Genomic DNA, 22,441 nt, shown 5'->3' with positions numbered 1-22,441 from the left:
GTCATATCATGAAGAGGCGCGCAAGCGCCGCGTCGAGGGACGCGGCGCACGCTCAGTTCGCGCAAAATGGAGGCTGGGGGGCCCTGCCGGCTCGGGCGGGGACTAGCAGATCTTCTGCTGCAAGTGCTGGACGCAGGTGCAGGTGGTCACCCCCGGTCCGTATTTGATGTCGTAAAAGGGAAAGCTCGAAGAGTTGGTCGAGCAGCGCGGGAACAGATAGTAGCTGTCGGACAGCTTGATGGTGCCCGCGATGGCGCCGCCGAGGTTGGGCTTGTAGTCGTAGGACACCTCGCTCAGGATGAGGGAGATCTTGGCATTCTTGGTGCCGCCCGCGGCGGTAAAGGCCGACAAGGTCATCGCGGCACCCGGCGTTCTCGCCCCTGACGCGTTGGTCGACTTGCTCCATCGCACCGTCGCGTTGCCGCTGGTGTCGGTCGAGACTTCCGAGACGGTGATCGTCATCAAGGGAGTGCTGCCATTCTTGGTGGGATATGGAGCCATGATGGCACTGGCAGCCGCGAGGATGCCGTCCATCTGGGCCTCGCTGACCTGCGTGTTCTGCGTGACCATGTCGGCGACACTGTGCGCGGTCGCGCTGACCTTGACGTTCATGGAAAGGCCGGTGCCGAGCTCGACGCCACCGAGATAGAGCACCAGCATGAACGGCGTCACGATGGCGAACTCCGTCGCTGCGACGGCGCGGACATCGGTCAACAGGTGCCGGGCGCGAGACGTCAGGGCGGAGATCATCAGGTAGCTCCTGGCTCGTTCTGGAACGCGGCGGTCGACATGATCAGCCGGTTGCCGTTGCTGAGGTTCGAGAGGTTGAAACCGAGTGGACCGAGCACGACCGGCCACACATACATGACGCGGAGCACGACGATGTCGCCGGCATTACCCGGGTTGTATTGCCAGGTATTGGTGACCTTGCCGGACCCGTCGTAGGTCAGGGCGGGCATTCCCGTGTTCGCCGACGTCCACGAGGTCGCCACCTGCATATCGATCATCAGGCCGCTGCAGTTGAACAGGATGACGATCTGGTCGCAAACCTTCTGTTTGAAAACCGCCTCGCTCATCTGCGCAGATTGAACCTGTCCGGTCATGACCAGGCGGCCCGACTGGCGCACGACGGTTTCGAGCATCTGCTGGGCGAAGAAGACCAGAAACGTCTGGATCAGCGCGATGATGAGCGCGAGAAACGGCGCGGCGACCAGCGCGAACTCCACGGCCGTGGCACCCCTGCTGTCCCGCGCGAATGCGGCGCACCGATTGCGGCGTCTCATTGTTGTCTCGGCTGGGCCGGTCATGACGCGTCTCTCTACTTCACAAGGCTGGCCGTGCTGGACGCGACCTTGAGGAACAGGTTCGTCAGCGCCTCGGAAATATCACCGCCGGTCTGAACGCTCGCATACAAACCAGGCGAGGCGCATGACTGCAGCCTCTGAGCGATCTGGCCTGTGGACGAGGACGGATTGTTGAACTGCGCGATACGGCTGTTGTACCAGCCGTCGGTCGGCAATTGCAGGTATTCGGTGTAGAGCACCGCGATGCGGATGCCACGGTTCTTGATCGTCGTGCAGGCCGCCGTATTGAGCGGCTGCTGACAGCGGACTTGGGTGCTGCCGACGGTCGGAAGCGGATAGGTGGCGTTCGGATCGCAGCTTGCGGACTTCAGGATCAGCTTGTCTTCGACCCCGTCGGTGACGAGAAATACCACTTCCTGCGGCGTATCGCCGGCCTGGTTGGTGCCGCTGCCGGGCGCGGGCATGATGTTGTTGACGCCCGTGAGCCCGCCCGCGATGTCCGAGCCGTAGTCGGTGGAACATTGGTTGATGATGACGCAGTTCTGGTGATCCACCGGCATCAGCTGAATGTTGGCGATCTGCGTCCCAGCGGTCGTCGGCGTCGTCAGCGTCTGGACCGTGTTCAATTTGTAGTCAAAGGTGTAGAGGGCAGCCTTGTACGTCGTGTTGTTGAGCGCGGCCATGCACTGCATGACGCCGCCCGAAACGCCCGATTGCGGGCACGTCCATGGCCCCACCATCAATTGTTTGACGGCATTGGTTACGAGATCGATGCGCAGCGTGATGTTGTTGGCGCGTGCAACGGTGAGATTGTCCTTGTTCGACGAGCTCGGGTTCTGGTTATTGGGATGAACCTCATGGCACGCGAACGCACAGTTCCTAGCATAGGACGGCTGGTTCTTCGTTGCCGTGATCATGTTGTTGATGTCGGCCTGCGTTGCCCCAAGCGCCATCGATGGGGAGACGTCCAGCAGCATATAGAAGTTCATGTTGGGCGCGCTTGATGCTCGCGCCGTCGCGGAGCCGCCGACCTGCCAGGTCTGCTTGCCGAGGACGCCGGGAAAATTATTGACGGACTGCGCGGTGTAAGAAACCGTGATGGTCCGCGCGAGACCGGAATCGGTGACGGTGACGGTCGGCGACGGAACAGAAGCCAGGCCGGGAAGATTCGCCTTCGCGGCGAACACAGCTTCCGCGGTCGCCTTGACCACTGCGGTGTCGGTCTGCGTCAGCATCGCCGGCCGCACGGCAGCGATTGCGGCGGCGTCGGCGGCCGCGTCCAACTGCTCGCGCTTGCGCGCGGCCAGCGTGTAGTCGAGCGTCATACCCAGCAGAAAGACGATCGGAACCAGCGTCAGCGCGAAGATGATGGCGACGTTGGCCTTCCGGTCTGTCGCGAAACAGAGCACTGCACGGCGGAGCATGAGGTTCATCCTGGCTGCCTTCCTTGGGCAGCGGCCCTTTCCCTGACATCGACGTAAGAAGATTACCGGGGGTCGCCCCCAACACTCGTCCATTCACGGGCTGGAATATGTCGATGGCTGTCTTAACCAACGCTTACGGGCGATCCGCAAACACGGACCGCTCCGGATCGAGATGTCCCATATCGAGAAGGCATCATTAATGTCGCTTAAACGCGACCGCGGAGATTGGCGGTAAAGCAGCAAGAACACCGTAGAACAACGGAGGAAATGCGATTTGCGCCTGCCGACAGAGCCCGCTTCCGGCCCCGGTGCGGCACGGCCCAAACAGAAAATCCGAAACGGCGCGAGGCGCCCTGCTCGCCCGGTTCTGCCCAGGGCTGTCGCATATGAGGAAAAGCGCGAGAGCCCTGACGGCTCAGCCGGGCCCGCGTAGAGCCATATTGCCGTTAGACTCCACGGCGCAAACGTGGACAATGCTCCGACGCACGTCACGTGCGCAGTGCACACCAAGATGCGCCAGGGGAAACAAATGCCGGCTGCCGGTCCGTCGTCCGAACCCATCATTCCAACCGCTCCGCTGACCTCCCAGATGCGCGATTCGCTGCGCGCGATCGTGGGTGAGAAGGGCCTCATCGAGGACGAGCACGGCAAGCAGCCGTTCGTGACGGACTGGCGCGGACTGCTGGTGGGCCGTGCCGGAGCCGTCGTCCGTCCCGGCAGTACCGAGGAGGTCGCGAAGGTGGTCAGGCTCTGCCACGACCATGGGGTCGCGATCGTGCCGCAGGGCGGAAACACGGGCCTGATGGGCGGAGCCACGCCCTGGCCCGCGCATACCGGCATCGTGTTGTCGCTTGGCCGGATGAACCGCGTGCTGGACGTCGATGCCACCGGCTATACCATGACGGTGGAGGCCGGCTGCGTGCTGCAGGCTCTGCAGGAGACAGCAAGCCGGCACGACCGGTTCCTGCCGCTCAGCCTTGGCGCCCAGGGCTCGTGCATGATCGGCGGCAATCTGTCGACCAACGCCGGCGGCGTGCAAGTGCTGCGCTACGGCAACGCCCGCAACCTGGTCCTCGGCCTCGAGGTCGTGCTGGCCAATGGCGAGGTCTGGGACGGGTTGCGTGCGCTCAAGAAGGACAATACCGGCTACGACCTCAAGCACCTCTTCATGGGCGCCGAGGGAACGCTCGGCATCATCACGAAGGCCGTGCTCAAGCTCTGGCCGGCTCCCAAGGACGTCTGCACCGCATGGCTGGCGATCCGGGATCCGCGCGCGGCGCTGGAGATCCTGTCGGAAGCCCATAGCGCCTCCGAGGACAATGTCGGCTCCTGCGAGTTGATGAGCCGCGCCGCCGTCGACATGGTGCTCCGCCACATTCCCGGCACGCAGGATCCGCTCCGGGCGGACACGCCATGGTACCTGCTGCTCGAATGGTCGTCCTCGCGGGCGCGCCAGGACGGGGCCGAGGGCATCGCGGCGAAGATGGAGCAATTCCTCGCCGACCAGCTCGAGGCCGGGCGCGTGATCGACGCGGTGATCGCCCAGACCGGAAGCCAATCGCAGAACATGTGGCGCATCCGGGAAAGCGTCGCCGAGGCGTCCCGCGCCGAGGGGCCGGGGCTGAGCTTTGATGTGTCGGTCGCCATCTCCAGGATTCCGGAGTTCATCGATCTCGGCCTTGCGGCGGTGCGCGACATTCTCCCGAGCATTCGCCCCTATCCTCTGGGGCACATCGGCGACGGCAATCTGCATTTCTCGTTCATGGGGCCATCAGGTATGGATCAGCAGACGCTGACCCAATACAAGGCCGCCATCACCCGGGCCGTGAACGATCTCATCACGTCCATGGGCGGCTCGATCTCGGCGGAACACGGCATCGGCATCGACAAGCTCGACGAGCTCAGCCACTACCGCTCGAAGACCGAACTCGACATCATGCGAACCATCAAGCGCGCGCTCGATCCGCAGAACATCATGAACCCCGGCAAGGTGCTCCGGCTGTGATTGGGCTCCCGGCGCCAACAATTTGTTCAACCTTGGCGGGCCGCAAAGATGTTGCGACCCGCCCGCGGTTCTTAGAGTGCTATCCGCTGCCCTCAAGCCACCGAGCCGCCGCGCGGGTTGACAATCGTATACCCTCGCAGCGAACGCGCGTGCATTCGCGTCGCGCGCCCGCCCGAGTTGGCGTCATAGGCCATCCAGACATCGCCTCCGAGGTGCTGCTCAAGGACGAAAACGTGACCTCGTCGCGCAGCAACCATTCCCGGTGCGGGTGACGTCCGCGGAAAGCGGAGCCAGTTGGACGCAAGATTCAATTCCGGGACGATACGGCCGAATACGCGCAGAGCCGCGCCGCAGCCGCAGAACGAGGAGGGACAACCGGCCGGACGGCCACCGACAACGCGAGCGCCGTGAGCACCGGAGACGGTCGCCGGCGTGGTCGTGCCCCCAGCATCAGTCACTGTCAGTTGTGTCGAGCGGTACGCTTGCAGCGTGGACCTGGAAATCAGCGAAGATCTGGAAGCCAGTGAGGGCCTGGAAGCCCGCTCGCGTCGCGTCTGCGAATACGAGAAGTCGCAGGGCATGGTGACGTTGCATTCAGGAGCTTGATGAATGCGATAAGGGCGCGCTTCCGAAGCGACAGAACCCAGGATAACGAGCACGCACGCAGAAAATACTCGCTTGAACATTGCAAGGACTCCAAATGAGAGACCCTGCCCCGGAACACGAGAAACCAATAACAGTTTGTCTGAAATGGGCCTAAAGCGCGGCTGAAAATGGCTGCGGTCGCGTGCCACGACTGCACGATCTCATAGCCTACACGTAGCGCCCGAGATGATTAACTCGCAGCGCACGAATGCTCGATCAGCGCGTCAAGCTCGCGGCGTGCAACCAAGTCGGATTGCGCAAGAAGGATCCAATGAGCGCTCCTCCTCCCCGCGTTGACCGGATCGCCAGGACTCGCTGCCGCTCATTGCATCATCGCGGCCGCGATCTTCTCCGCCGACATCAACACGGGAAAATTGGTGTTGGCGCATGGCACCACCGGGAAAATCGAGGCATCGACGACGCGCAGGCCCTGCACGCCCTTGACGCGGCCCTGATTGTCGACGACCGCCATCGGATCGTCGGCACGGCCCATGCGGCATGAGCACGAGGCGTGCCAGACGCCGATCGTCGCCTTGCGCACGAAGGCTTCCAGCGCCTCGTCGTCGTTGATCACCTGATCGAAGGTGAAGCCTTCCACCACGAAATTGTCGATCATGTAGTGGCGCAGCGCCGCCGGCCCGTCCATCAGGGCCGCGGCGATCGTGGTCAGGATCCTGTTCGTCGTATTGACCACACCAATTTTGCGCACGCGGTCGGTGTAGGAGGCGGGGAACGGCTTGTCCGTCACCGCCCTGACCGCCTCGCTCATCTGGACGGCCGCCATCTTGCGGAAGCCGCTCATCAGCCGGTCGAGGTCGCGCCGGTCGGACAACAGGTTGAACTCGACGATCGGCTCTGCGGCGGGATCGCGCGAGGCCAGCTTGACTTGCCCCGTCTCCGAATAGGTCTTGTTGACGAAGGTGAGCAGCGAGCCGATCTGCGCACCGACCGCGTGCCAGGCCGACTTGCTGAGCACGACGACGAACATGTCGCCCTTCGGCACGCCTTCGAGTCCCGACGAATAGCGCAGGCCGACCTGCATGTGGCGCCTTGTATGCTCGTTCATGCGCGCGCCGCGGCGGATGTAGGACGACAGCGAAATCGAGGGATGGTCCATCAGGCGCTGGCCGACGCCCGCCAGGCCCATCCGGACCGGGATTCCCAGGTCCTTGAGATGGCCGACCGGACCGATGCCGGCGCGCAGGAGGTGCGCCGGCGAGTGGATCGCGCCGCTGGAGAGGATGATCTCGCGTCCCCGGAACTCCTGCTCGCGCCCGCCGACAACGGCCTTCACCCCGACGCATTGCGTGCCTTCGAACAGCAGTTCCCGGACCTGCGTGTCCGTGGAGATCGTGAGGTTGGCGCGCTTGCGGGTGTCGCGATCGAGATAGCCCATCGCGGCCGAGACGCGCTGCTCGGCCTGATTGGAATGCGTCACCGGGAAGAAGCCGTCGACGAATTCGCCGTTCTGGTCCGGCAGATATTGATGGCCGGCCTGCTGGAACGCCTCGGCGAGCGCCTGCGAATGCCTGGTCCAGTGCTCGCGCGGAATCCGGCGGACCGGGATCTTGCCGTCCTTGCCGTGGAAGGGACCGTCGAAATCGAGGTCGCGCTCGACCTTCCTGAAGAAGGGCAGCACGTCGGCCCACGACCAGCCCGCAGCGCCGCGCGCGTCCCATTCATCGTAATCGGTCGGCGCGCCGCGGTTGGCCATCTGGCCGTTGATCGACGAGCCGCCGCCGAGCACGCGCGCCTGCTCGTATTTGCGTAAGGGAGGACGCACTTCATTCGGATTGTTGTGGCTGACGACCTGGGTCGTGACCTTCAGCTCGGTCCAGTGGAAGCGCGGATCGAAATAGGCGGTGCCGGGATAGCTGTCCCTGATTTCGGCCGGCTCGTTGCCGGGCGGCGTATCCTGTCCGGCTTCGCAAAGCAGGACCTTGTTGGCGCTTTTCGCGGAGAGCCGGTGGGCCAGCACGGACCCCGCCGAGCCGCCGCCCACGATGATGAAGTCGTACACGATTGGCGCTTCCTCTTGTTCTTGTTGGGAGAGCTTAGCGCGTTATTGTTTTGCCGTGGAAGAACTTTGGATTGCGTCGGTGCCTGCTTCTCGTGTCCCGGACGCGCTGCAACGCGTAGCGTTGCTGCGCTGCGTCCAGGGTACGAGCGTCACGGCTTGACACAAGGTGCCTACGGCCTGATCGAAAAATTCTCCGGCGGACCGGCCTTGCGCAAGGGCTCGGCGAGCCGGGCGAACTCGCACAACAGCGAGCGCGTCTTCCGGGGATCGATGATCTCCTCGACCCAGAACTTCTCGGCCGAGCGGAACGGCGAGCGCAGCTTGTTGAGGCGCTCCTGGATTTCCTCCAGCTTCGCCGCCTTGTCCTCGGCCGCGTCGATGTCGGCGCGATAGGCGGCCTCAATGCCGCCTTCGAGCGGGAGCGAACCCCAATAGGCCGACGGCCAGGCATAGCGGATCGAGAAGCGGTCTGCCGGCTGGTGCACGACGCCCGCAACACCGAACGCGTTACGCAGGATCACGGTGCACCAGGGCACGGTGGTCTGGTTGACCGCGGCCATCGCGCGAACGCCGTGACGGATGGTCGCGGCCTTCTCGGCATCGAGGCCGATCATGAAGCCGGGACAATCCATGAGATAGACGATGGGCAGATGGAAGGTCTCGGCGAAGTCGACCCAGCGCACCACCTTCTGGCAGGCATCCGCGGTCCAGGAGCCGCCGTAGTGAAAACTGTCGCTGGCGAGCAGCAGCACCGGCCTGCCCTCGAGCCGTGCAAGGCCGACGATGATCGGCTTGCCGAAGTTCTTGCCGACCTCGAAGAACGAGCCCTTGTCCACGACGGACTCGATGATGGGCCGCATCTTGTAGACCTGCTTGCGGTTGCGCGGCACCGCGTTGAGCAGCGCTTGCTCGCTGCGCTCCGGATTGTCGGTGCAGGGCAAGGTCGGCGGCAGCTCGTAGACCGACGACGGCAGATAGGAGAGGAAGCGCCGGGCGCAGGCGAACGCCTCTTCTTCCGTGTCGACGGCGTGATCGACCGCGCCGGCGCGGGTCTGGATGTCGGCGCCGCCGAGCTCTTCCTTCGAGAGGTCCTGCCCCAGCGCCTTCACCACCGGCGGGCCCGCGACGAACATCGCGGACTTCCTGGTCATGATGGAATAGTGGCTGGCGGCAAGGCGCGCGGCGCCAAGACCCGCGACCGAGCCGAGACCGAGTGCCACCACCGGCACGCGCGACAGATTCTCCGTCGTGAACCGATACCAGCGCGTGCCGCCGATGCCGCCCGGCAGATTGGCAGCGCCCTTGGTCTCGATGGTCTTGACCGAGCCGCCGCCGCCGGAGCCTTCGATGATGCGGACGATGGGCAGACGGAGGTCGTGCGCCATCTCCTCCGCCATCAACGGTTTTGCCGAGATCGACGCATCGGCGGAGCCGCCGCGTACGGTGAAATCGTCGCCGACCACGACCACGGTCCGGCCATCGACGCGCGCGCGGCCGAACACGCAGTTCGCCGGCGTCAGTTTCTTCAGCTCGCCGCTGGAATCGTATTCACCGATGCCGGAGACGGCACCGATCTCGTGGAAGCTGCCTTTGTCGATCAGCTTGTCGATACGCTCCCGAACAGTCAGCCGGCCCTGGTCATGCTGTCGCTTGACCTTGTCAACGCCGCCCATCTCCCGCGCGAAGGCTTCGCGCCGGGCGAGCTCGTCGAGTTCCGGCTTCCAGTTCATTCACTCCCTCCGAATTGATCGGCTTGTTATTGTTATGCACGGCCATTGCGACCGGTTTGCGCGGGATACGGTTGTTGAAGACGTCGCCTTCCGCGCCCTCGACCAGGCTGCTGAGCGACCGGCCGAGCTCGAGCATCAGCGGCGCGACTTCGGCATGCAGCCGTTCCTCGTCGTACATCGCGGACAGAAGGCCGATCGTGATGACCACGAAGGTCTGGTACTGCGGCGACCAGATCGGCACCGCGAGCCCGTTGATGTGCGGGCTCCACAGGCCGCAGGCCACGACATAGCCGCGCTCGCGCAGCATCTCCCGGTTGGCTTCAATGCGCGGCTTCAGGATCTTCGCGGCCTCGGGAGCCTCCCGTTCCATGTCCGCGATGAAGGCATCGCCGATCTCCGGCGCCAGCGCCGCGGTGTAGGCCGCGCCCGCGGCGGTCGAGGCCATCGAGATGCGGCTGCCGGTGCCCTCGTGCAGGCCGAGCGCGGTCGCCGAGCGCGCGAACAGGAGATAGACCAGATGGAAGCGATCGGGGATGACGAAGCCGACCGTCCCCGGCACTTGCTCGGCCACTTCCTGGAGTCGTTGGCGGATCATGCTGCGCAGCTGCGCGCCCTTCATCATCGAAGCGCTCATCGCCACCGCGCTCGGGCCGATGCGATATTTTTGATCACGCGGCAGATAGACCAGCTGTCCCATCCGCGTCAGCGTGTGCGTGAGCCGCGACACCGTCGAGCGCGGCAGACCGCAGCGATTTGAGATCTCGAGATTGCCGAGCCTGCTATCGTGGCCCTCGAAGCATCGCAACACGTCGAACGCGCGCGAGACCACCTGGATGACATCTCCCTCGCCGGCATCGCCAGCGAGCATGCCTTGCCTACTCAACCGCTCGGATCGTCGTCCCATGTTCCCTACCGTTTGTTCCGCTGTGCGGAATTAAATTCCACTTGCAGACGACGCTACCTCAGGCATTTTGCGACGACAACAAAAAGGCGATGGCATGCCAGAAATTAAGATCGTCACCGAGGTCGCGGGGCGAATCTGCGCAACTCCCGTGCAGGTTGGAGGAACCGTCGCGGATGGCGATGAGATTGTGGTGGTCGAGGCGATGAAGATGGAGATACCGGTGTCCTCGCCCGCGAGCGGCACCATCACATCGCTGCTGGTGAAGCTGGACGATGTCGTTGCCGAGGGACAGGCTGTTGCGACCGTCGCGAGCTGAGTGTTCTATCCGTCGTCTGCGCGACAATCTGTCAGCCTTATTCGCGCAGGCAACGGTGCGGCGTTGCCATCGCTCGATCGCGGTGACATGATCTGCTGCAAACAAAACGTTGTTTCAAACAAAGAAAGAAAATCTTCGCGGCAAAGCGAGGATCATTGGAGGGAAACATGCTTCGTGGGCTGATCATACTCGCGCCTGCCTTGGTGGCAGGCATTTCTTTTGCGTCTACACGCTACGCGTTCGCCGAAGACGTCAAGCTGCCGGCGACCTTGACCTTCACGGCCTATGACACCGGAACCGCCGGCTTCAACATCGCGGTCGGCGTCGGTAAGATGATGAAGGACAAGTTCGGCACCGACGTGCGCGTGCTCCCCGCAGGCAACGACGTCGCACGGCTCGCGCCGCTGCGCGCCAAGCGGGCGGTCTCCGCGGCGATGGGATCGGGCACCTATTTCGCGCAGGAAGGCGTATTCGAGTTCGGGTCGAAGGAATGGGGCCCGCAGCCGCTCCAGATTCTGCTCTCGTCCGTCGACTGCAATTGCGGCTCGCTCGCTGTCGCTGCCGACACCGGCGTGAAGGAGCTGAAGGACCTCAAGGGCAAGCGTGTCGGCTTCGTGGTCGGCTCGCCCGCGCTGAACCAGAACTCGCTCGCGGTGCTCGCCTTCGCCGGACTGACGCAGAAGGACGTCAAGGCCGTCGAGTTCGCGAGCTACGGCGCGATGTGGAAAGGGCTGATCAACAACGACGTCGATGCCGCCTTCGGCACCACCATCACCGGCCCCGCCAAGGAGGCCGAGACGTCGCCGCGCGGCCTGATCTGGCCGCCGCTGCCGGCCAAGGACAAGGAAGGCTGGGCGCGGATGCAGAAGGTCGGCTCGTTCTTCTTTCCGCAGCTGGCGACCTGCGGCGCCGGCATCTCGCCGGACAAGCCGGTCGAGCTCGGCAATTACCCCTACCCGATCTTCGTCACCTACGCCTCGCAACCCGCCGACCAGGTCTATGCGATCACGAAGGCGATGATTGTAAACTACGATGCCTTTAAGGACTCCGCGCCCGGCGCCGGAGGTCTCGCCGCCGACCGCCAGACCAAGAACTGGGTGGTGCCGGTGCATCCCGGCGCAGTGAAGGCGCTGAAGGAAGCCGGGCAGTGGAGCGATGCGCAGGAGACGCACAACAACAAGCTGATCAAGCGGCAGGAGGTGCTCGGCGCGGCGTGGGCGGAGTACGGCAAGTCCAATCCGCAATCGGACGACAAGTCGTTTCTCGACGGCTGGATGAAGGCGCGCGCAGCGGCGCTTGCGAAGGCCGACATGCCGAACGGGTTCGAGGAATGATGAACTCGCTCTCGGCGCCAAGAGGAAGGTGCGCGCTCCCTCCCCCGCTTGCGGGGGAGGGCTGAGGAGAGGGTCTCTTCTCGGCGGGATTCTCCAGGAGGCGAGAGCCCTCACCCGCGCCTTCGGCGCGACCTCCCCCGCAAGCGGGAGAGATTGAAGCCGCGGCGCGAGCGATTCTGACACTGCCATTCGCCTAGCTTGCTTCCAACAACCCACGCGCGGGATCAATGATGTCTTCTGCTTCCACCTCCACCGCCCCGCAAGACGAGGCCAAGCGGGTCGTCTTCGACGATCCGCACGGCGCCGCCGGGAACATGCAGGAAGCGGAGGTCACGCGCGTGCGCACCTTGCGCGGTGCCTGGCGCTGGATGCTGGTGGTTGCGACGGCCGCGACCATCCTGCTCTGCATCAACCAGCAATTCTCACTGCGCTTCTTCATGGGCTACACCCAGCTCAACACGGAGTATTTCTATCTCCTGATCGCCTTGATGCTGCCGTTCACCTTCCTGATCTTTCCGGGCGCGGAACGCGCACCGCTCGATCGGATTCCCTGGTACGACCTGTTGCTCTTCGTCGTAACGTTCGCGGCAGCACTGGTGTTGATGTCGAACGTGCGCAAGGCGGCAGAGGCCGGCTGGGAGTTCGGCGGCGCGCCCAATAGCGTCATCGCCGCAGGCCTCGTGATGTGGGTGATGCTGATGGAGGCACTCAGGCGCACCGGCGGCTGGAGCCTGCTCTTGAGCGTCCTGCCCTTCACGGTCTATCCGCTGTTCGCCGAGGCCGGCTGGCTCGGGCCGTTCCGCGGCACGCAATCGACGCTGGAACAGGCGACCGCCTATCACGTGCTCTCAGGCGAGAGCCTGCTCGGCATCCCCATCCAGGCCTTCGCCGACACCGTGATCGGCTTCCTGGTGTTCGGCACTGCGCTCATGATGACCGGCGCCGGCAAATTCTTCATCAATCTCTCTTTCGCAATGTGCGGCACCTTCCGCGGCGGTGCGGCGAAGGTCTGCATCTTCGCCAGCGGTCTGCTCGGCATGATGTCGGGCTCGATCATCTCCAACGTGCTGACCGCCGGCACCATGACCATTCCCGTCATGAAGAAGAGCGGCTTCCGCGCCTCCTATGCCGCCGCGATCGAGGCCTGCGCCTCGACCGGTGCGGTGCTGGCGCCCCCGGTGATGGGCGCGACCGCCTTCGTGATCGCGCAGTTCCTCAACGTCAGCTACGCGGAAGTCGCCGTCGCCGCGATCATTCCCGCCGTGCTCTATTACGTCGGCCTGTTCATGCAGGTCGACGCTTACGCCGCGCGCCACGGGCTGAAAGGCATCCCGCGCGCCGATCTGCCGCGCGTCATGGATACGATCAAGGACGGCTGGTACTACGTCTTCGTCATCGCGCTGCTGATCGTGATGCTGCTCTATTTCAAGCGCGAGAGCCACGCGCCGTTCTACGCCACCGCGCTGCTGCTGGTGCTGAACCAGTTCTTCTCCAAGGACACACGCTGGACGTTTGCGACGATCGGTAAGTTCCTCGAGGTCAACGGCCGCACCTTCGTCGAGCTCGTCGGCATCCTCGCCGGGTGCGGCCTGCTGATCGGCGCGTTCTCAATGACCGGCGTGGTGTCGAGCCTTGCCAACGATTTGCTGCACATTGCCGGCGACAATGCCTTCCTGCTGCTCGGCATGTGCGCCCTCACCAGCCTCATCCTCGGCCTCGGGCTGACAACGACGGCCTGCTACATCTTCCTCGCCATCCTGGTCGCCCCCGCGCTGGAGAAGCTCGGGCTGAACAAGATAGCGGTGCACATGTTCATCTTCTACTGGGGCATGCTGTCGTCGATCACACCGCCCGTCGCGATCGCTTCGTTCGCCGCCGCAGGCATCGCGGGCTCGCCGGCGATGAAGACCGGCTGGGAATCGATGTGGGTCGGCAGCATCATCTATTTCATCCCGTTCTTCTTCGTGCTCAATCCGGCGCTGGTGCTGCAGGGACCGAGCCCCTACTTCGCCGGCCTTGGCCTGATGGGACTTGCCGCGTTCGGCACGCTGTTCATCTGTGGCGGCATCCAGGGCTACCAGCCCTTCATCGGCGATCTGCGCGGCGCCGGCGCGCTCGAATGGCCGATCCGCGTGCTGCTGGTGATCGGCGGCTTCGTGGTGGCGACGCCGGGCGGGGGAATCATGCCGCTGTCGCAGCTGCAGGTGACGCTGATGGGCCTTGCCATCCTCGTGCCCACGGCCCTGCTGGCGCTTGTCCTGGTCCGGCGGCAGACCATGGTGCCGGACGGGTTGCGCGCCCCCTGATTGCGTTGCACAAGAGAGGCGATGACACCGCTCGCGCCTCTCGCCGCCGCCTGGTCCCGCTCGAAGCCGCCCTTGCTGCGGTTCCTGGACAATTGCCTCAACGAATTCTCCGCGGAAACCTCAGGCCACGTTGCCGATTACATTCCCGAGCTGGGCAAGGCCGATCCTGCCTATTTCGGCATCAGCCTCGCGACGCTGGATGGCCACGTCTACGAGGTCGGCGACTCCAGGGTGCCCTTCACCATCCAGTCGATGTCGAAGCCGTTCGTGTTCGCGCTGGCGCTGGACCTTCTGGGTGCCGGCAAGGTCGAAAGCGCGATCGGCGTCGAGCCCTCCGGCGATCCCTTCAACTCGATCCGGCTCAATTCGGAGAACCACCCGTTCAACCCGATGGTCAATGCCGGCGCGATCGCCTGCACCGGGCTGATCTACGACAGCAAGGGTGCGGACGCTTTCGAGCAAATCCGTCTCGCGCTCGGCCGCTTTGCCGGACGCGAGCTCGCGCTGGACGAGGCCGTCTACGCGTCCGAGAGCCAGACCGGCGACCGCAACCGGGCGATCGGCTATCTTCTCAAGACCAACGCGGTGATCTCCGACAATGTCGCGGGGGTCCTCGACGTCTATTTCCGGCAATGCGCCGTGCTGGTCACGGCGCGCGACATCGCGGTGATGGCGGCGACGCTCGCCAATCGCGGCATCAATCCGGTCACGGGCGAGCAGGTGCTGAGCGCCTACGCCATCTCGCGCACGCTGTCGGTGATGACCTCGTCGGGCATGTACGACTATGCCGGCGAATGGATCTACCGCATCGGCATTCCGGCCAAGAGCGGCGTCGGCGGCGGCATTCTGGCCGCGCTCCCTGCCCGCCTCGGCCTCGGCAGCTATTCGCCGAAGCTCGACAAGCACGGCAACAGCGTGCGCGGCATCAAGGTCTGCGAGGCGCTATCCTCGCACTACGATCTGCACATGCTCAACCGCAGCGACGATGCCCGCAACGCCGTCATCGCCGACTACGATATCGGCAAGAGCCCGTCACGCCGCGTGCGCCGGCCGCAGGAGCGCGAAATCCTGGCCGCGCATGAGCAGGAGGTGCGGGTCATCGAGCTGGTCGGCACGCTGTCGCTGTCGGCCGTCGACTACGTCTCGCGCCGGCTGGCGGGACGACCGCGGCCGCAAATCGTCGTGTTCGACCTGCACCGCGTCACCTCGACCACGCGCGCCGGTGCGCGGCTCGTCGCCGAGACCTTCGAGGAGCTCGCCGCACTGAACGTGACCGTCGTTCTGTCAGGCGTCAGACGCGCCTCCAAGGAATGGGACAGCTTGCGCGAATGGACCGCCGAGCTGAAGAACGTCCGCGACTTCTATCTGCTCGACACCGCGATTGAATGGGCCGAGGACCAGATCGTTTATCGCTATGGCGGTTCGATCGATTTTCACGAGTTCACCGAGCTTGCCGAGCAGCCGTTGCTGGCCGGGCTAAGCGAGGAGGAACTGACGGATCTCGCTTCGATCTGCACGATCCGAACCTTTCAGGCCGGCGCCAAGATCATCACCACGGGCGATCCGGCCTCTTCCCTGTTCTTCCTGCGCAGCGGTGCGGTGCATGTCACGCTGCCCGACGGCGTGCGGCTGGCGACGCTGACCGCCGGCATGGCCTTTGGAGAGATGGCACTGCTGGAGACGACGCGCTCGGCCGACGTCTTTGCCGACATGGCGGCGACCGCTTACGAAGTGCCACTGAAGGCGTTCGAACGTTTCCGCAAGCAACACCCGCGCGCCAGCGAGCGCGTCATGCGTAACCTCGCGCAGCTATTGGCCGATCGCCTGATCGTCGCCAACGCGAGGGTGGATATCTTGACGGCGACGTGAGCGATCAAACACTGGTTGGGATGAGCCGCGCCTGGCGCCTCGATGGAGGTGCGTTCCCTCCCCCCTTTCCTACCGACTCCCCGCCTCGCTCAACCGCCGCTTGATCTTCGCCGCGCTCTTTTCCAGCAGCTCGGACGGCTTCTGGCCGGTCGCGGCGCACAGGCAGGCCCAGTAGTAGACGACATCGCCCAGCTCATCGACCAGACCCGCCTTGTCGAGCCAATCGTCGCGCAGCAGCTTCTTGATGTGGTCGGCGACCTCGCCGGCTTCGCCGGCAAGGCCAAGTCCGAGATAGGACAGAAGCTCGCTGGATGGATGCTCTTCGACCTTCGCAATGCTCGCGGCCCAGGCCGCATATTCATCGATCGTCATCGGCATCCCTCGCCGCTGCTGTCGGATCAACCCACCACTTCCGTCACGGGCTGAAGGTCGATCTCGAATGTCTCCAGGAACTTTGACGTCATGATGTAGAAGCCGACCGAGAGCTGCAGCTCGACGAGGGCAGCCGGCGTCAGTTTTGATGCGATCGCCTTGAAGGTCGCATCCGTCGGCTTCTTCAGCGTCACGATCTCGTCGGTGAAGGCGAGCGCGGCCCGCTGCACCTCGTTGAAGCACGTCGCCGCTGGCCAGTCCGCGAGCGCCTCGTTCTGCTCGTCGGTGACGCCGACATTCTTGCCGATCCGCTTGTGCGCGACGATCTCGTACGGCGCCTCGCACAAGATGCCCGTGCGGGTGATTGCAAGCTCGCGGACGACGGGGTCGAGCTCGCCCTTGTGGCGGATCGCGCCCCCCAGGCGGCAGTACTGCTCGAAATAGCTCGGGGAGTGCGCCATCATGCGGAAGATGTTGGCGTTGCGGTTCTTGTCGAGAATTTCGCGGGTGCGGTCGGACGCCTTGGACGGATCGCTGTAGTTGATACGGGCCATGATTTTCCTGAAGTTTTCCCTGAATTTTTGATGCTTTTTGTCGTTGTCGGCGGGAGTCCTCCGAAACTCTATTCTTGCGCCGACGCAGGAGCAACATCATCGAGTCAAATTGCCGCCGCATTGCTGATCGACCCTGACACAGTCGATATTCGCCGCGTGGGGACAAATCGCGGTGAGTACTCGCAAGTGGGGTGTTCCGAGTAAAACAATTGGCCGTCGGGTGCGCTAGCCGTACAACGATGAGTCACGCCCAAGTCTAGGGAGAAAACGGCATGAAGGAAGCCACGAAGGGGGCGGCCTCGGGAGCGTTCGCGCATATGCTGGCGGTGACGGCGATGCTCGTCATCGCCAGCATCTTGTTCTACGGGCGCTGAGTTAAGCGTTTTGAAGTTTTCGTCATTCCGGGGTGGCCCTCGCACAGGCCAGGCCCAGAATCCCGTTCCAGGCTCGGTCCTATGACCGCCCCCGAATGACGAATCCCACTATGTCGCTTTGGCAAAGTACGGCACGAGCCTGCCGGCGAACGGCCTGAAGCTCGCAACGACCGAATCGCCTATCGCGAGATCGTTCTCACCGTGCGCCATCATGCGAAATCCCTCGGCGCAATCGACCAGCAGGATGTTGTAGGGCACGTGCGCGCGCGTCTCGGGCGTGGCGGCGCGGCAGACCAGCGAGGTCGCGTAGACTCTGCCCTTGCCGCTGGCGCGCTGCTCGCGCAGATCCGATTGGCCGCAAGAAGCGCAGAAGGCGCGGTGAAAGTACTGCACATGCCCGCACGAGGTGCAGGCCTGAAAGGTGATGGCCTCGTCGCCCTTGGTCCAATCCGCCAGACGCTCGCTCATCGCACCCGCTCCAGGAACATGCTGACATGGGACGACAGCACGCCGCCGTCGCCGTGCAGGAGCGCGATCGAAGCGTCGCGCACCTGGCGGCCAGCCGCCCGCCCCGTCATCTGCAAATGCGCCTCGACCAGATGCGCCATGGCGCCGCCGACGCCGCAATGGCCGTAGCTGAGCAGGCCGCCATGGGTGTTCAGCGGCATCGTGCCGTCGCGGCCGAAATGACCTGATCGCACCCGGGCCGCCGCCTCGCCGCGTCCGGCAAGGCCGAGATCCTCCAGCAGCATTGCAAGCGTGATGGTGAAGCTGTCGTAGATCGCGGCGTAGCGGACGTCGGAGATCGCAAGGCCGCAAGCCTCCTTGGCGCGCGCGATGGAAATTTCTGCGCCGAGTTCGCTGAGCGCAGGCGCGGCCGTGACGTGCTGATGGGTGTGGGCCTGGGCGCAGCCGCGGATGCGCACGCCCGCCTCTCCGGTCCGCTCGCGGCTGACGACGAAGGCGGCGCCGCCGTCGGACACCGGACAGCAATCGAGCAGTTTTAGGGGCATCGCCACGGGCTTCGAAGCCATGACGTCGGCGACGGTGATGGGATCGTGGAATTGCGCGCCGGGATGGGTGCAGGCGTGGGCGCGCATCAGCACCGCGAACTCGGCGAGGTCCTCTTCGGTCACGCCGTACTCGTGCATGTACCTGCTGGCGACGAGACCGTAATAGGCAGGAATGGTCGGGCCCAGCGGCACCTCGTAGTCGGGATGGCCGACCTGTGCCAGCGCCTGGATCGAGGCGTCGCGGCTCTGCCCGGTGAGGCGGTTCTCGCCGGCCACGACGAGGACGTGACGGGCAACGCCTGCGTCGACGAGGTGATGCGCCAGCATGGTCATCGCGAGGCCCGTGGCGCCGCCGACCTGGACAGCATGGGCGTAAGCGGGACGAATGCCGAAATGCTCGGCGAACACGGTCGCCAGCATGATGTGCGGCGAGACGGTGGAATAGCCGCAGAGAATGCCGTCGATGTCCGAGCGTGTCAGCCCGGCATCGTCCAGCGCGGCTTGCGCGGCCTGGCTCATCAGGTCGAGCGAGGATGAGCCTTCATGCTTGCCGAACGGTGTGAGGCCGATTCCGGTGATGAAGCTCATCGTCTCACTCCGCTGTCATTCCGGGGCGGCCCAAAGGGCCGAGCCCGGAATCCATCGAGCGGCATGTGCGGATAAATGGATTCCGGGCTCGCGACTTCGTCGCGCCCCGGAATGACGGATGAGAAAGCTTGCGCCATCACTCCCCCTACTCCGGCGGCGACCGCGTGACGCCATCACGGACCATGGCCACGATCTCGTCGGCCGAGTATCCAACTTCGCGAAGAATCTCCGCGCCGTGCTCGTTGAGCCGCGGCGCCAGCCGCACCGGCTCGGCCTCGGTCTCCGACCAGGTCGCCGTCACCTTCATGCTGCGGATCGGCCCTTCGGTCGGATGGGTCACGACCGGGAAGAAATTCGTCGCCTCCAGATGCTCATCGTGCAGGATCGAGGCAAGGTCATGCATCGGCATCACCGGCACGTCGGCCTTGGTGAGCAGCTCGATCCACTCGGCCGTGGTGCGCGTCTCGAAGATGCACGCGAGCTCGGCATAGACGACGTCGATGTTGGCGGCACGCCCCGCGAAGGTCGCGAATTTGGGATCGTTGCGCAAATCGTCGCGCGCGGTCGCCTTGAAGAAATTCTCCCACTGCTTGTCGTTGTAAACGATGACGCTGAGATAGCCGTCCGAGGTCTTGTAAGGGCGGCGATCCCGCGACAGGTGGCGGGCATAGCCGCCCTTGTCGAGCGGCGGCTCATAAGTGAGCCCGCCCATGTGGTCGCCCATGACGAAGCCGGCCATGGTCTCGAACATGGGAATGTCGACGCGCTGGCCGCGGCCGGTGCGGTCGCGGTGCACCAGGCTGGCGCAGATCGCGCCGACGGCAGTGAGGCCGACGATGCGATCGACCAGCGCGTTCGGCACGTAGCGCGGCACGCCGTCGCCCGTCTGAGCCATCAAGGCGGGGAGCGCGGTGGCGCCCTGGATCAGGTCGTCATAGGCGGGTTTTGCCGCATAGGGCCCGTCCTGGCCGAAGCCGAACACGCCGGCATAGACCAGGCGCGGATTGATCGCGGACACGACGTCGTAGCCGAGCTGAAGTCGGGCCATGGCCTGCGGACGGACGTTGTAGACGAGCACGTCGGCGTCCTTGATCAACCGCAGCACGGCCTCGCGTCCCGCCGGCTTTTTCAGATCGAGACAGATCGAGCGCTTGCTGCGGTTGGTGTTGAGAAACACCGGGCCCATGCCGGCGTGACGCATCGGGCCGATCAGGCGGGTGACGTCGCCGTCGAGCGATTCCACCTTGACGACATCCGCACCGTAGTCACCGAGCATCTGGGTCGCATACGGCCCCATCAGCACGGTGGTCATGTCGACGACCTTGATGCCCTTCAGCGGCCCCATCGTTCGCTCCCGATTGCGCAAGGGCCAAGGCGCGGCCCCGCGATTTCGGTCCAGCTAAGGGCACCGCCGCGGCCCGCGCAAGGGCGAGCCGCGTATGGCGGCATGCATCGTGCGGGCGGTATCGACCGCTATTTCTTCTGGCGGGATTCGCGAATCTTGAGGAGCCGGTCCAGCTCGTCGTTCTGCTGGGTGATCCGATCGGCGATCCGCGACTCGTTCTGCTCGCCCGAGGCGGCGGCAGCCTGCTCGATGAGCTGGCGGATATTGTCCTCGAGGATTGCGATGCGATCGTTGAGTGCGTCCATCGACAGCGAGTCTTCGTAGTCAGTGCTCATGATGCATTCCCTGCAAATCAATCAGGAGCATTAAGACGGGCCGAGGCAGGCCCACCATGATTTAACGCAAAGAAGTGGGCACGGCGCGTGGCGCCCGTGCCCACCCGAGGCGATCCTACTTCAGCGGCTCCAGCACGGAGACGTAGTTGGCGACCGCGGCACCGCCCATGTTGAAGATGCCGCCGAGCTTGGCGTTCTTGAGCTGCATGCCCTCGGGCGCCTGCCCGGCGAGCTGCATCGCGGTCATCACATGCATGGAAACACCGGTGGCCCCGATCGGATGGCCCTTGGCCTTCAGGCCGCCGGACGGATTGACCGGCAGCTTGCCGTCCTTCAGCGTCCAGCCTTCCTTGATGGCGCGGGCGCCCTGCCCCCTCGGCGTCAGGCCCATGGCTTCGTACTCGATCAGCTCGGCGACGGTGAAGCAGTCATGGGTCTCGACGAAGGAGAGATCGGACAGGGTCACGCCCGCCTTCTCCAGCGCGCGCTGCCAGGCCACCGTGCAGCCCTCGAACTGCAGGATGTCGCGCTTGGACATCGGCAGGAAGTCCTGGGCATGCGCGGTGGCGCGGAAGCCGATCGACTTGGCCATGCCCTTGGCGGTCTCGGCATCGGCCAGCACCAGTGCCGCAGCGCCGTCGGAGACCAGCGAGCAATCGGTGCGCTTCAGGGGGCCGGCGACGTACGGGTTCTTCTCGCTCTCGGCGCGGCAGAAGTCGAAGCCGAAATCCTTGCGCATCTGGGCGAAGGGATTGGCCACGCCGTTCTTGTGGTTCTTGGCCGCGATCAGCGCCAGCGCATCGGACTGATCGCCATATTTCTGGAAGTAGGAACTGGCGATCTTGCCGAACACGCCGGCAAAGCCGCCGACGGTGTCGCCGTCCTCAGGCAGATAGGACGCCTTGAGCAGGTTCTTTCCGATCTCCGCGCTGGGGGTGCGCGTCATCTGCTCGACGCCGACGACCAGGACGATTTTCGCCGCGCCCGCATCGATCGCGCGCAGGCCCTGATGCACTGCGGCAGAACCCGTGGCGCAGGCATTCTCGACGCGGGTTGCCGGCTTGAAGCGCAGCTTCGGGTCGGCCTGGAGCACCAGCGAGGCGGTAAAATCCTGCGGCGAGAAGCCGGCATTGAAATGGCCGAGCACGATCTCGTCGACATCGCCGGCGGAAATGCCGGCATCGGCCAGTGCCTCATTGGCAACGCGGGTGACGAGACTTTCGACGGTTTCGGTGTCGAACTTGCCGAACGGCGTATGCGCCCATCCGACGATGCTGGCGGTCATGGTCTTTTCTCCCTGGGGTCTCTTCCTGAGCTAAGTCTTAGCCCAGGGATGGCAAGACTTCACGCAGCTTTCAGGGCCTTGAGCGTGCGCTGGCAGATGGCAGTTATGCCGGCCCAGTTCCCGGCCCTGATCTCGGCCGTCGGGCACAGCCAGGAGCCGCCGACCGCCACCACATTGGGCTCGGCGAGCCAACTCGCCGCATTGGCCTCGCCAACCCCGCCGGTCGGGCAGAACCGCACGTTCGGGAACGGGCCGCCAAGGGCGCGCAGGCCCTTGATGCCCCCGGCCTGCTCGGCCGGAAAGAACTTTGCGACGTCGAAGCCGTGCGACAGCGCCATCATCAGCTCGGACGCTGTGGCAATGCCCGGCGCGAACGGCAAGGAGCTATGGGCGGCGGCTTTGAGGAGGTCGGGGGTCAGGCCGGGGCTGATGCCGAACGCGACGCCGAGCTTCTCGACACGGGTAAAGTCGGCCGGATTGAGGATCGTGCCGATACCGACGACCGCCTCGGGCACTTCGGCCATCATTGCCCTCGCCGCTTCGATCGCCACAGGGGTGCGCAAGGTCACCTCCAGGGTGCGGACGCCGCCGGCGACCAGTGCCCGCGCCAGCGGCACGGCGTCCTGGATGCGCTCGATGGTGAGAACGGGAATGACGGTCGCGTCCCTGAATAGCGCGACGAGGTGGTTCTGTTGGGCAGCAGTGGGCATCTCGTGGA

The 22,441-nt window shown here is 64.6% G+C and carries 19 protein-coding genes; 5 read left to right on the top strand and 14 right to left on the bottom strand.

Features of this window, described 5'->3' with window-relative positions; all coding sequences use genetic code 11:
* Positions 1 to 102 precede the first annotated feature (102 nt).
* The 3 genes from ACFDR6_RS09270 to ACFDR6_RS09260 are packed head-to-tail and all read right to left on the bottom strand — an operon-like array spanning position 103 to position 2,728.
* Entirely contained in the window at positions 103 to 750 is a 648-nt protein-coding gene (locus ACFDR6_RS09270) for a TadE/TadG family type IV pilus assembly protein (RefSeq protein ID WP_212086717.1), read from the bottom strand.
* The gene (locus tag ACFDR6_RS09265) at positions 750 to 1,307 is read right to left on the bottom strand and encodes a TadE/TadG family type IV pilus assembly protein (protein WP_212086719.1); all 558 of its coding nucleotides are present in this window, start codon (positions 1,305 to 1,307) and stop codon (positions 750 to 752) included. The genes ACFDR6_RS09270 and ACFDR6_RS09265 overlap by 1 nt, the downstream gene beginning before the upstream one ends.
* Positions 1,308 to 1,318: 11 nt before the next feature.
* Complete coding sequence (locus tag ACFDR6_RS09260) at positions 1,319 to 2,728, bottom strand: TadE/TadG family type IV pilus assembly protein (protein WP_375858103.1); 1,410 nt, start codon at positions 2,726 to 2,728, stop codon at positions 1,319 to 1,321.
* A 529-nt stretch (positions 2,729 to 3,257) separates the two neighbouring features.
* On the opposite strand from ACFDR6_RS09260, the gene ACFDR6_RS09255 reads away from it, so the two are divergent.
* Positions 3,258 to 4,733: an FAD-binding oxidoreductase gene (locus tag ACFDR6_RS09255; RefSeq protein WP_212086723.1), complete on the top strand. Its 1,476-nt coding sequence runs from the start codon at positions 3,258 to 3,260 to the stop codon at positions 4,731 to 4,733.
* Positions 4,734 to 5,700: 967 nt separating this feature from the next.
* On the opposite strand, the gene ACFDR6_RS09250 is transcribed toward ACFDR6_RS09255, so the two are convergent.
* The 3 genes from ACFDR6_RS09250 to ACFDR6_RS09240 form a co-directional block, all read right to left on the bottom strand.
* Positions 5,701 to 7,398 (bottom strand): GMC family oxidoreductase, encoded by a 1,698-nt coding sequence (locus ACFDR6_RS09250; RefSeq protein ID WP_375858102.1) that lies wholly within the window; start codon positions 7,396 to 7,398, stop codon positions 5,701 to 5,703.
* A 170-nt stretch (positions 7,399 to 7,568) separates the two neighbouring features.
* Positions 7,569 to 9,128, bottom strand: a complete 1,560-nt coding sequence (locus ACFDR6_RS09245; protein WP_212086728.1) for an acyl-CoA carboxylase subunit beta — start codon at positions 9,126 to 9,128, stop codon at positions 7,569 to 7,571.
* Positions 9,058 to 10,032 carry an IclR family transcriptional regulator gene (locus ACFDR6_RS09240; protein WP_212086731.1) on the bottom strand — a complete coding sequence of 325 codons (975 nt, stop codon included), beginning with the start codon at positions 10,030 to 10,032 and terminating at the stop codon, positions 9,058 to 9,060. Before ACFDR6_RS09240 ends, ACFDR6_RS09245 begins: the two co-directional genes overlap by 71 nt.
* A 94-nt stretch (positions 10,033 to 10,126) precedes the next feature.
* Here ACFDR6_RS09240 and ACFDR6_RS09235 point away from each other — a divergent pair, with 94 nt between their 5' ends.
* The 4 genes from ACFDR6_RS09235 to glsA all read left to right on the top strand — a co-directional run bounded on the left by ACFDR6_RS09235 (position 10,127) and on the right by glsA (position 15,857).
* Positions 10,127 to 10,348, top strand: coding sequence for an acyl-CoA carboxylase biotin carboxyl carrier protein subunit (locus tag ACFDR6_RS09235; protein ID WP_212086734.1), 222 nt, complete (start codon positions 10,127 to 10,129; stop codon positions 10,346 to 10,348).
* Positions 10,349 to 10,515: 167 nt separating this feature from the next.
* Positions 10,516 to 11,682 carry a TAXI family TRAP transporter solute-binding subunit gene (locus tag ACFDR6_RS09230; RefSeq protein ID WP_317239870.1) on the top strand — a complete coding sequence of 389 codons (1,167 nt, stop codon included), beginning with the start codon at positions 10,516 to 10,518 and terminating at the stop codon, positions 11,680 to 11,682.
* A 230-nt stretch (positions 11,683 to 11,912) separates the two neighbouring features.
* Positions 11,913 to 13,988, top strand: coding sequence for a TRAP transporter permease (locus tag ACFDR6_RS09225; RefSeq protein WP_375858101.1), 2,076 nt, complete (start codon positions 11,913 to 11,915; stop codon positions 13,986 to 13,988).
* 21 nt (positions 13,989 to 14,009) lie between these two features.
* Positions 14,010 to 15,857: a glutaminase A gene (gene glsA / locus ACFDR6_RS09220; RefSeq protein ID WP_317239872.1), complete on the top strand. Its 1,848-nt coding sequence runs from the start codon at positions 14,010 to 14,012 to the stop codon at positions 15,855 to 15,857.
* 69 nt (positions 15,858 to 15,926) lie between these two features.
* Here glsA and ACFDR6_RS09215 read toward each other — a convergent pair whose 3' ends face one another.
* The 8 genes from ACFDR6_RS09215 to eda form a co-directional block, all read right to left on the bottom strand.
* Positions 15,927 to 16,229: a nucleoside triphosphate pyrophosphohydrolase family protein gene (locus ACFDR6_RS09215; RefSeq protein ID WP_212086755.1), complete on the bottom strand. Its 303-nt coding sequence runs from the start codon at positions 16,227 to 16,229 to the stop codon at positions 15,927 to 15,929.
* Positions 16,230 to 16,255: 26 nt separating this feature from the next.
* A complete protein-coding gene (locus ACFDR6_RS09210; RefSeq protein WP_375858100.1) occupies positions 16,256 to 16,783 on the bottom strand; it encodes a carboxymuconolactone decarboxylase family protein in 528 nt (175 codons plus the stop codon).
* Positions 16,784 to 17,265: 482 nt separating this feature from the next.
* Positions 17,266 to 17,625, bottom strand: a complete 360-nt coding sequence (locus tag ACFDR6_RS09205; RefSeq protein ID WP_375858099.1) for a Zn-ribbon domain-containing OB-fold protein — start codon at positions 17,623 to 17,625, stop codon at positions 17,266 to 17,268.
* Positions 17,622 to 18,758, bottom strand: coding sequence for a thiolase family protein (locus ACFDR6_RS09200; protein ID WP_375858098.1), 1,137 nt, complete (start codon positions 18,756 to 18,758; stop codon positions 17,622 to 17,624). The genes ACFDR6_RS09205 and ACFDR6_RS09200 overlap by 4 nt, the downstream gene beginning before the upstream one ends.
* 145 nt (positions 18,759 to 18,903) lie before the next feature.
* On the bottom strand, positions 18,904 to 20,103 hold the full coding sequence (locus ACFDR6_RS09195) for a CaiB/BaiF CoA transferase family protein (RefSeq protein ID WP_375858097.1): 1,200 nt from the start codon (positions 20,101 to 20,103) through the stop codon (positions 18,904 to 18,906).
* 128 nt (positions 20,104 to 20,231) lie between these two features.
* Complete coding sequence (locus ACFDR6_RS09190) at positions 20,232 to 20,438, bottom strand: hypothetical protein (RefSeq protein ID WP_212086780.1); 207 nt, start codon at positions 20,436 to 20,438, stop codon at positions 20,232 to 20,234.
* Between the two features lie 115 nt (positions 20,439 to 20,553).
* The gene (locus tag ACFDR6_RS09185) at positions 20,554 to 21,723 is read right to left on the bottom strand and encodes an acetyl-CoA acetyltransferase (RefSeq protein ID WP_212086782.1); all 1,170 of its coding nucleotides are present in this window, start codon (positions 21,721 to 21,723) and stop codon (positions 20,554 to 20,556) included.
* Positions 21,724 to 21,782: 59 nt separating this feature from the next.
* Positions 21,783 to 22,433: a bifunctional 4-hydroxy-2-oxoglutarate aldolase/2-dehydro-3-deoxy-phosphogluconate aldolase gene (eda, locus tag ACFDR6_RS09180; protein ID WP_317239876.1), complete on the bottom strand. Its 651-nt coding sequence runs from the start codon at positions 22,431 to 22,433 to the stop codon at positions 21,783 to 21,785.
* Between the last annotated feature and the right edge of the window lie 8 nt (positions 22,434 to 22,441).

Origin of the sequence: Bradyrhizobium tunisiense (assembly GCF_042263385.1) — a bacterium.
GTDB classification, from domain to species: Bacteria; Pseudomonadota; Alphaproteobacteria; order Rhizobiales; family Xanthobacteraceae; genus Bradyrhizobium; species Bradyrhizobium tunisiense.
The sequence above is the reverse complement of the archived record's forward strand: the minus strand, read 5'-3'. Positions and strand labels throughout refer to the sequence as shown.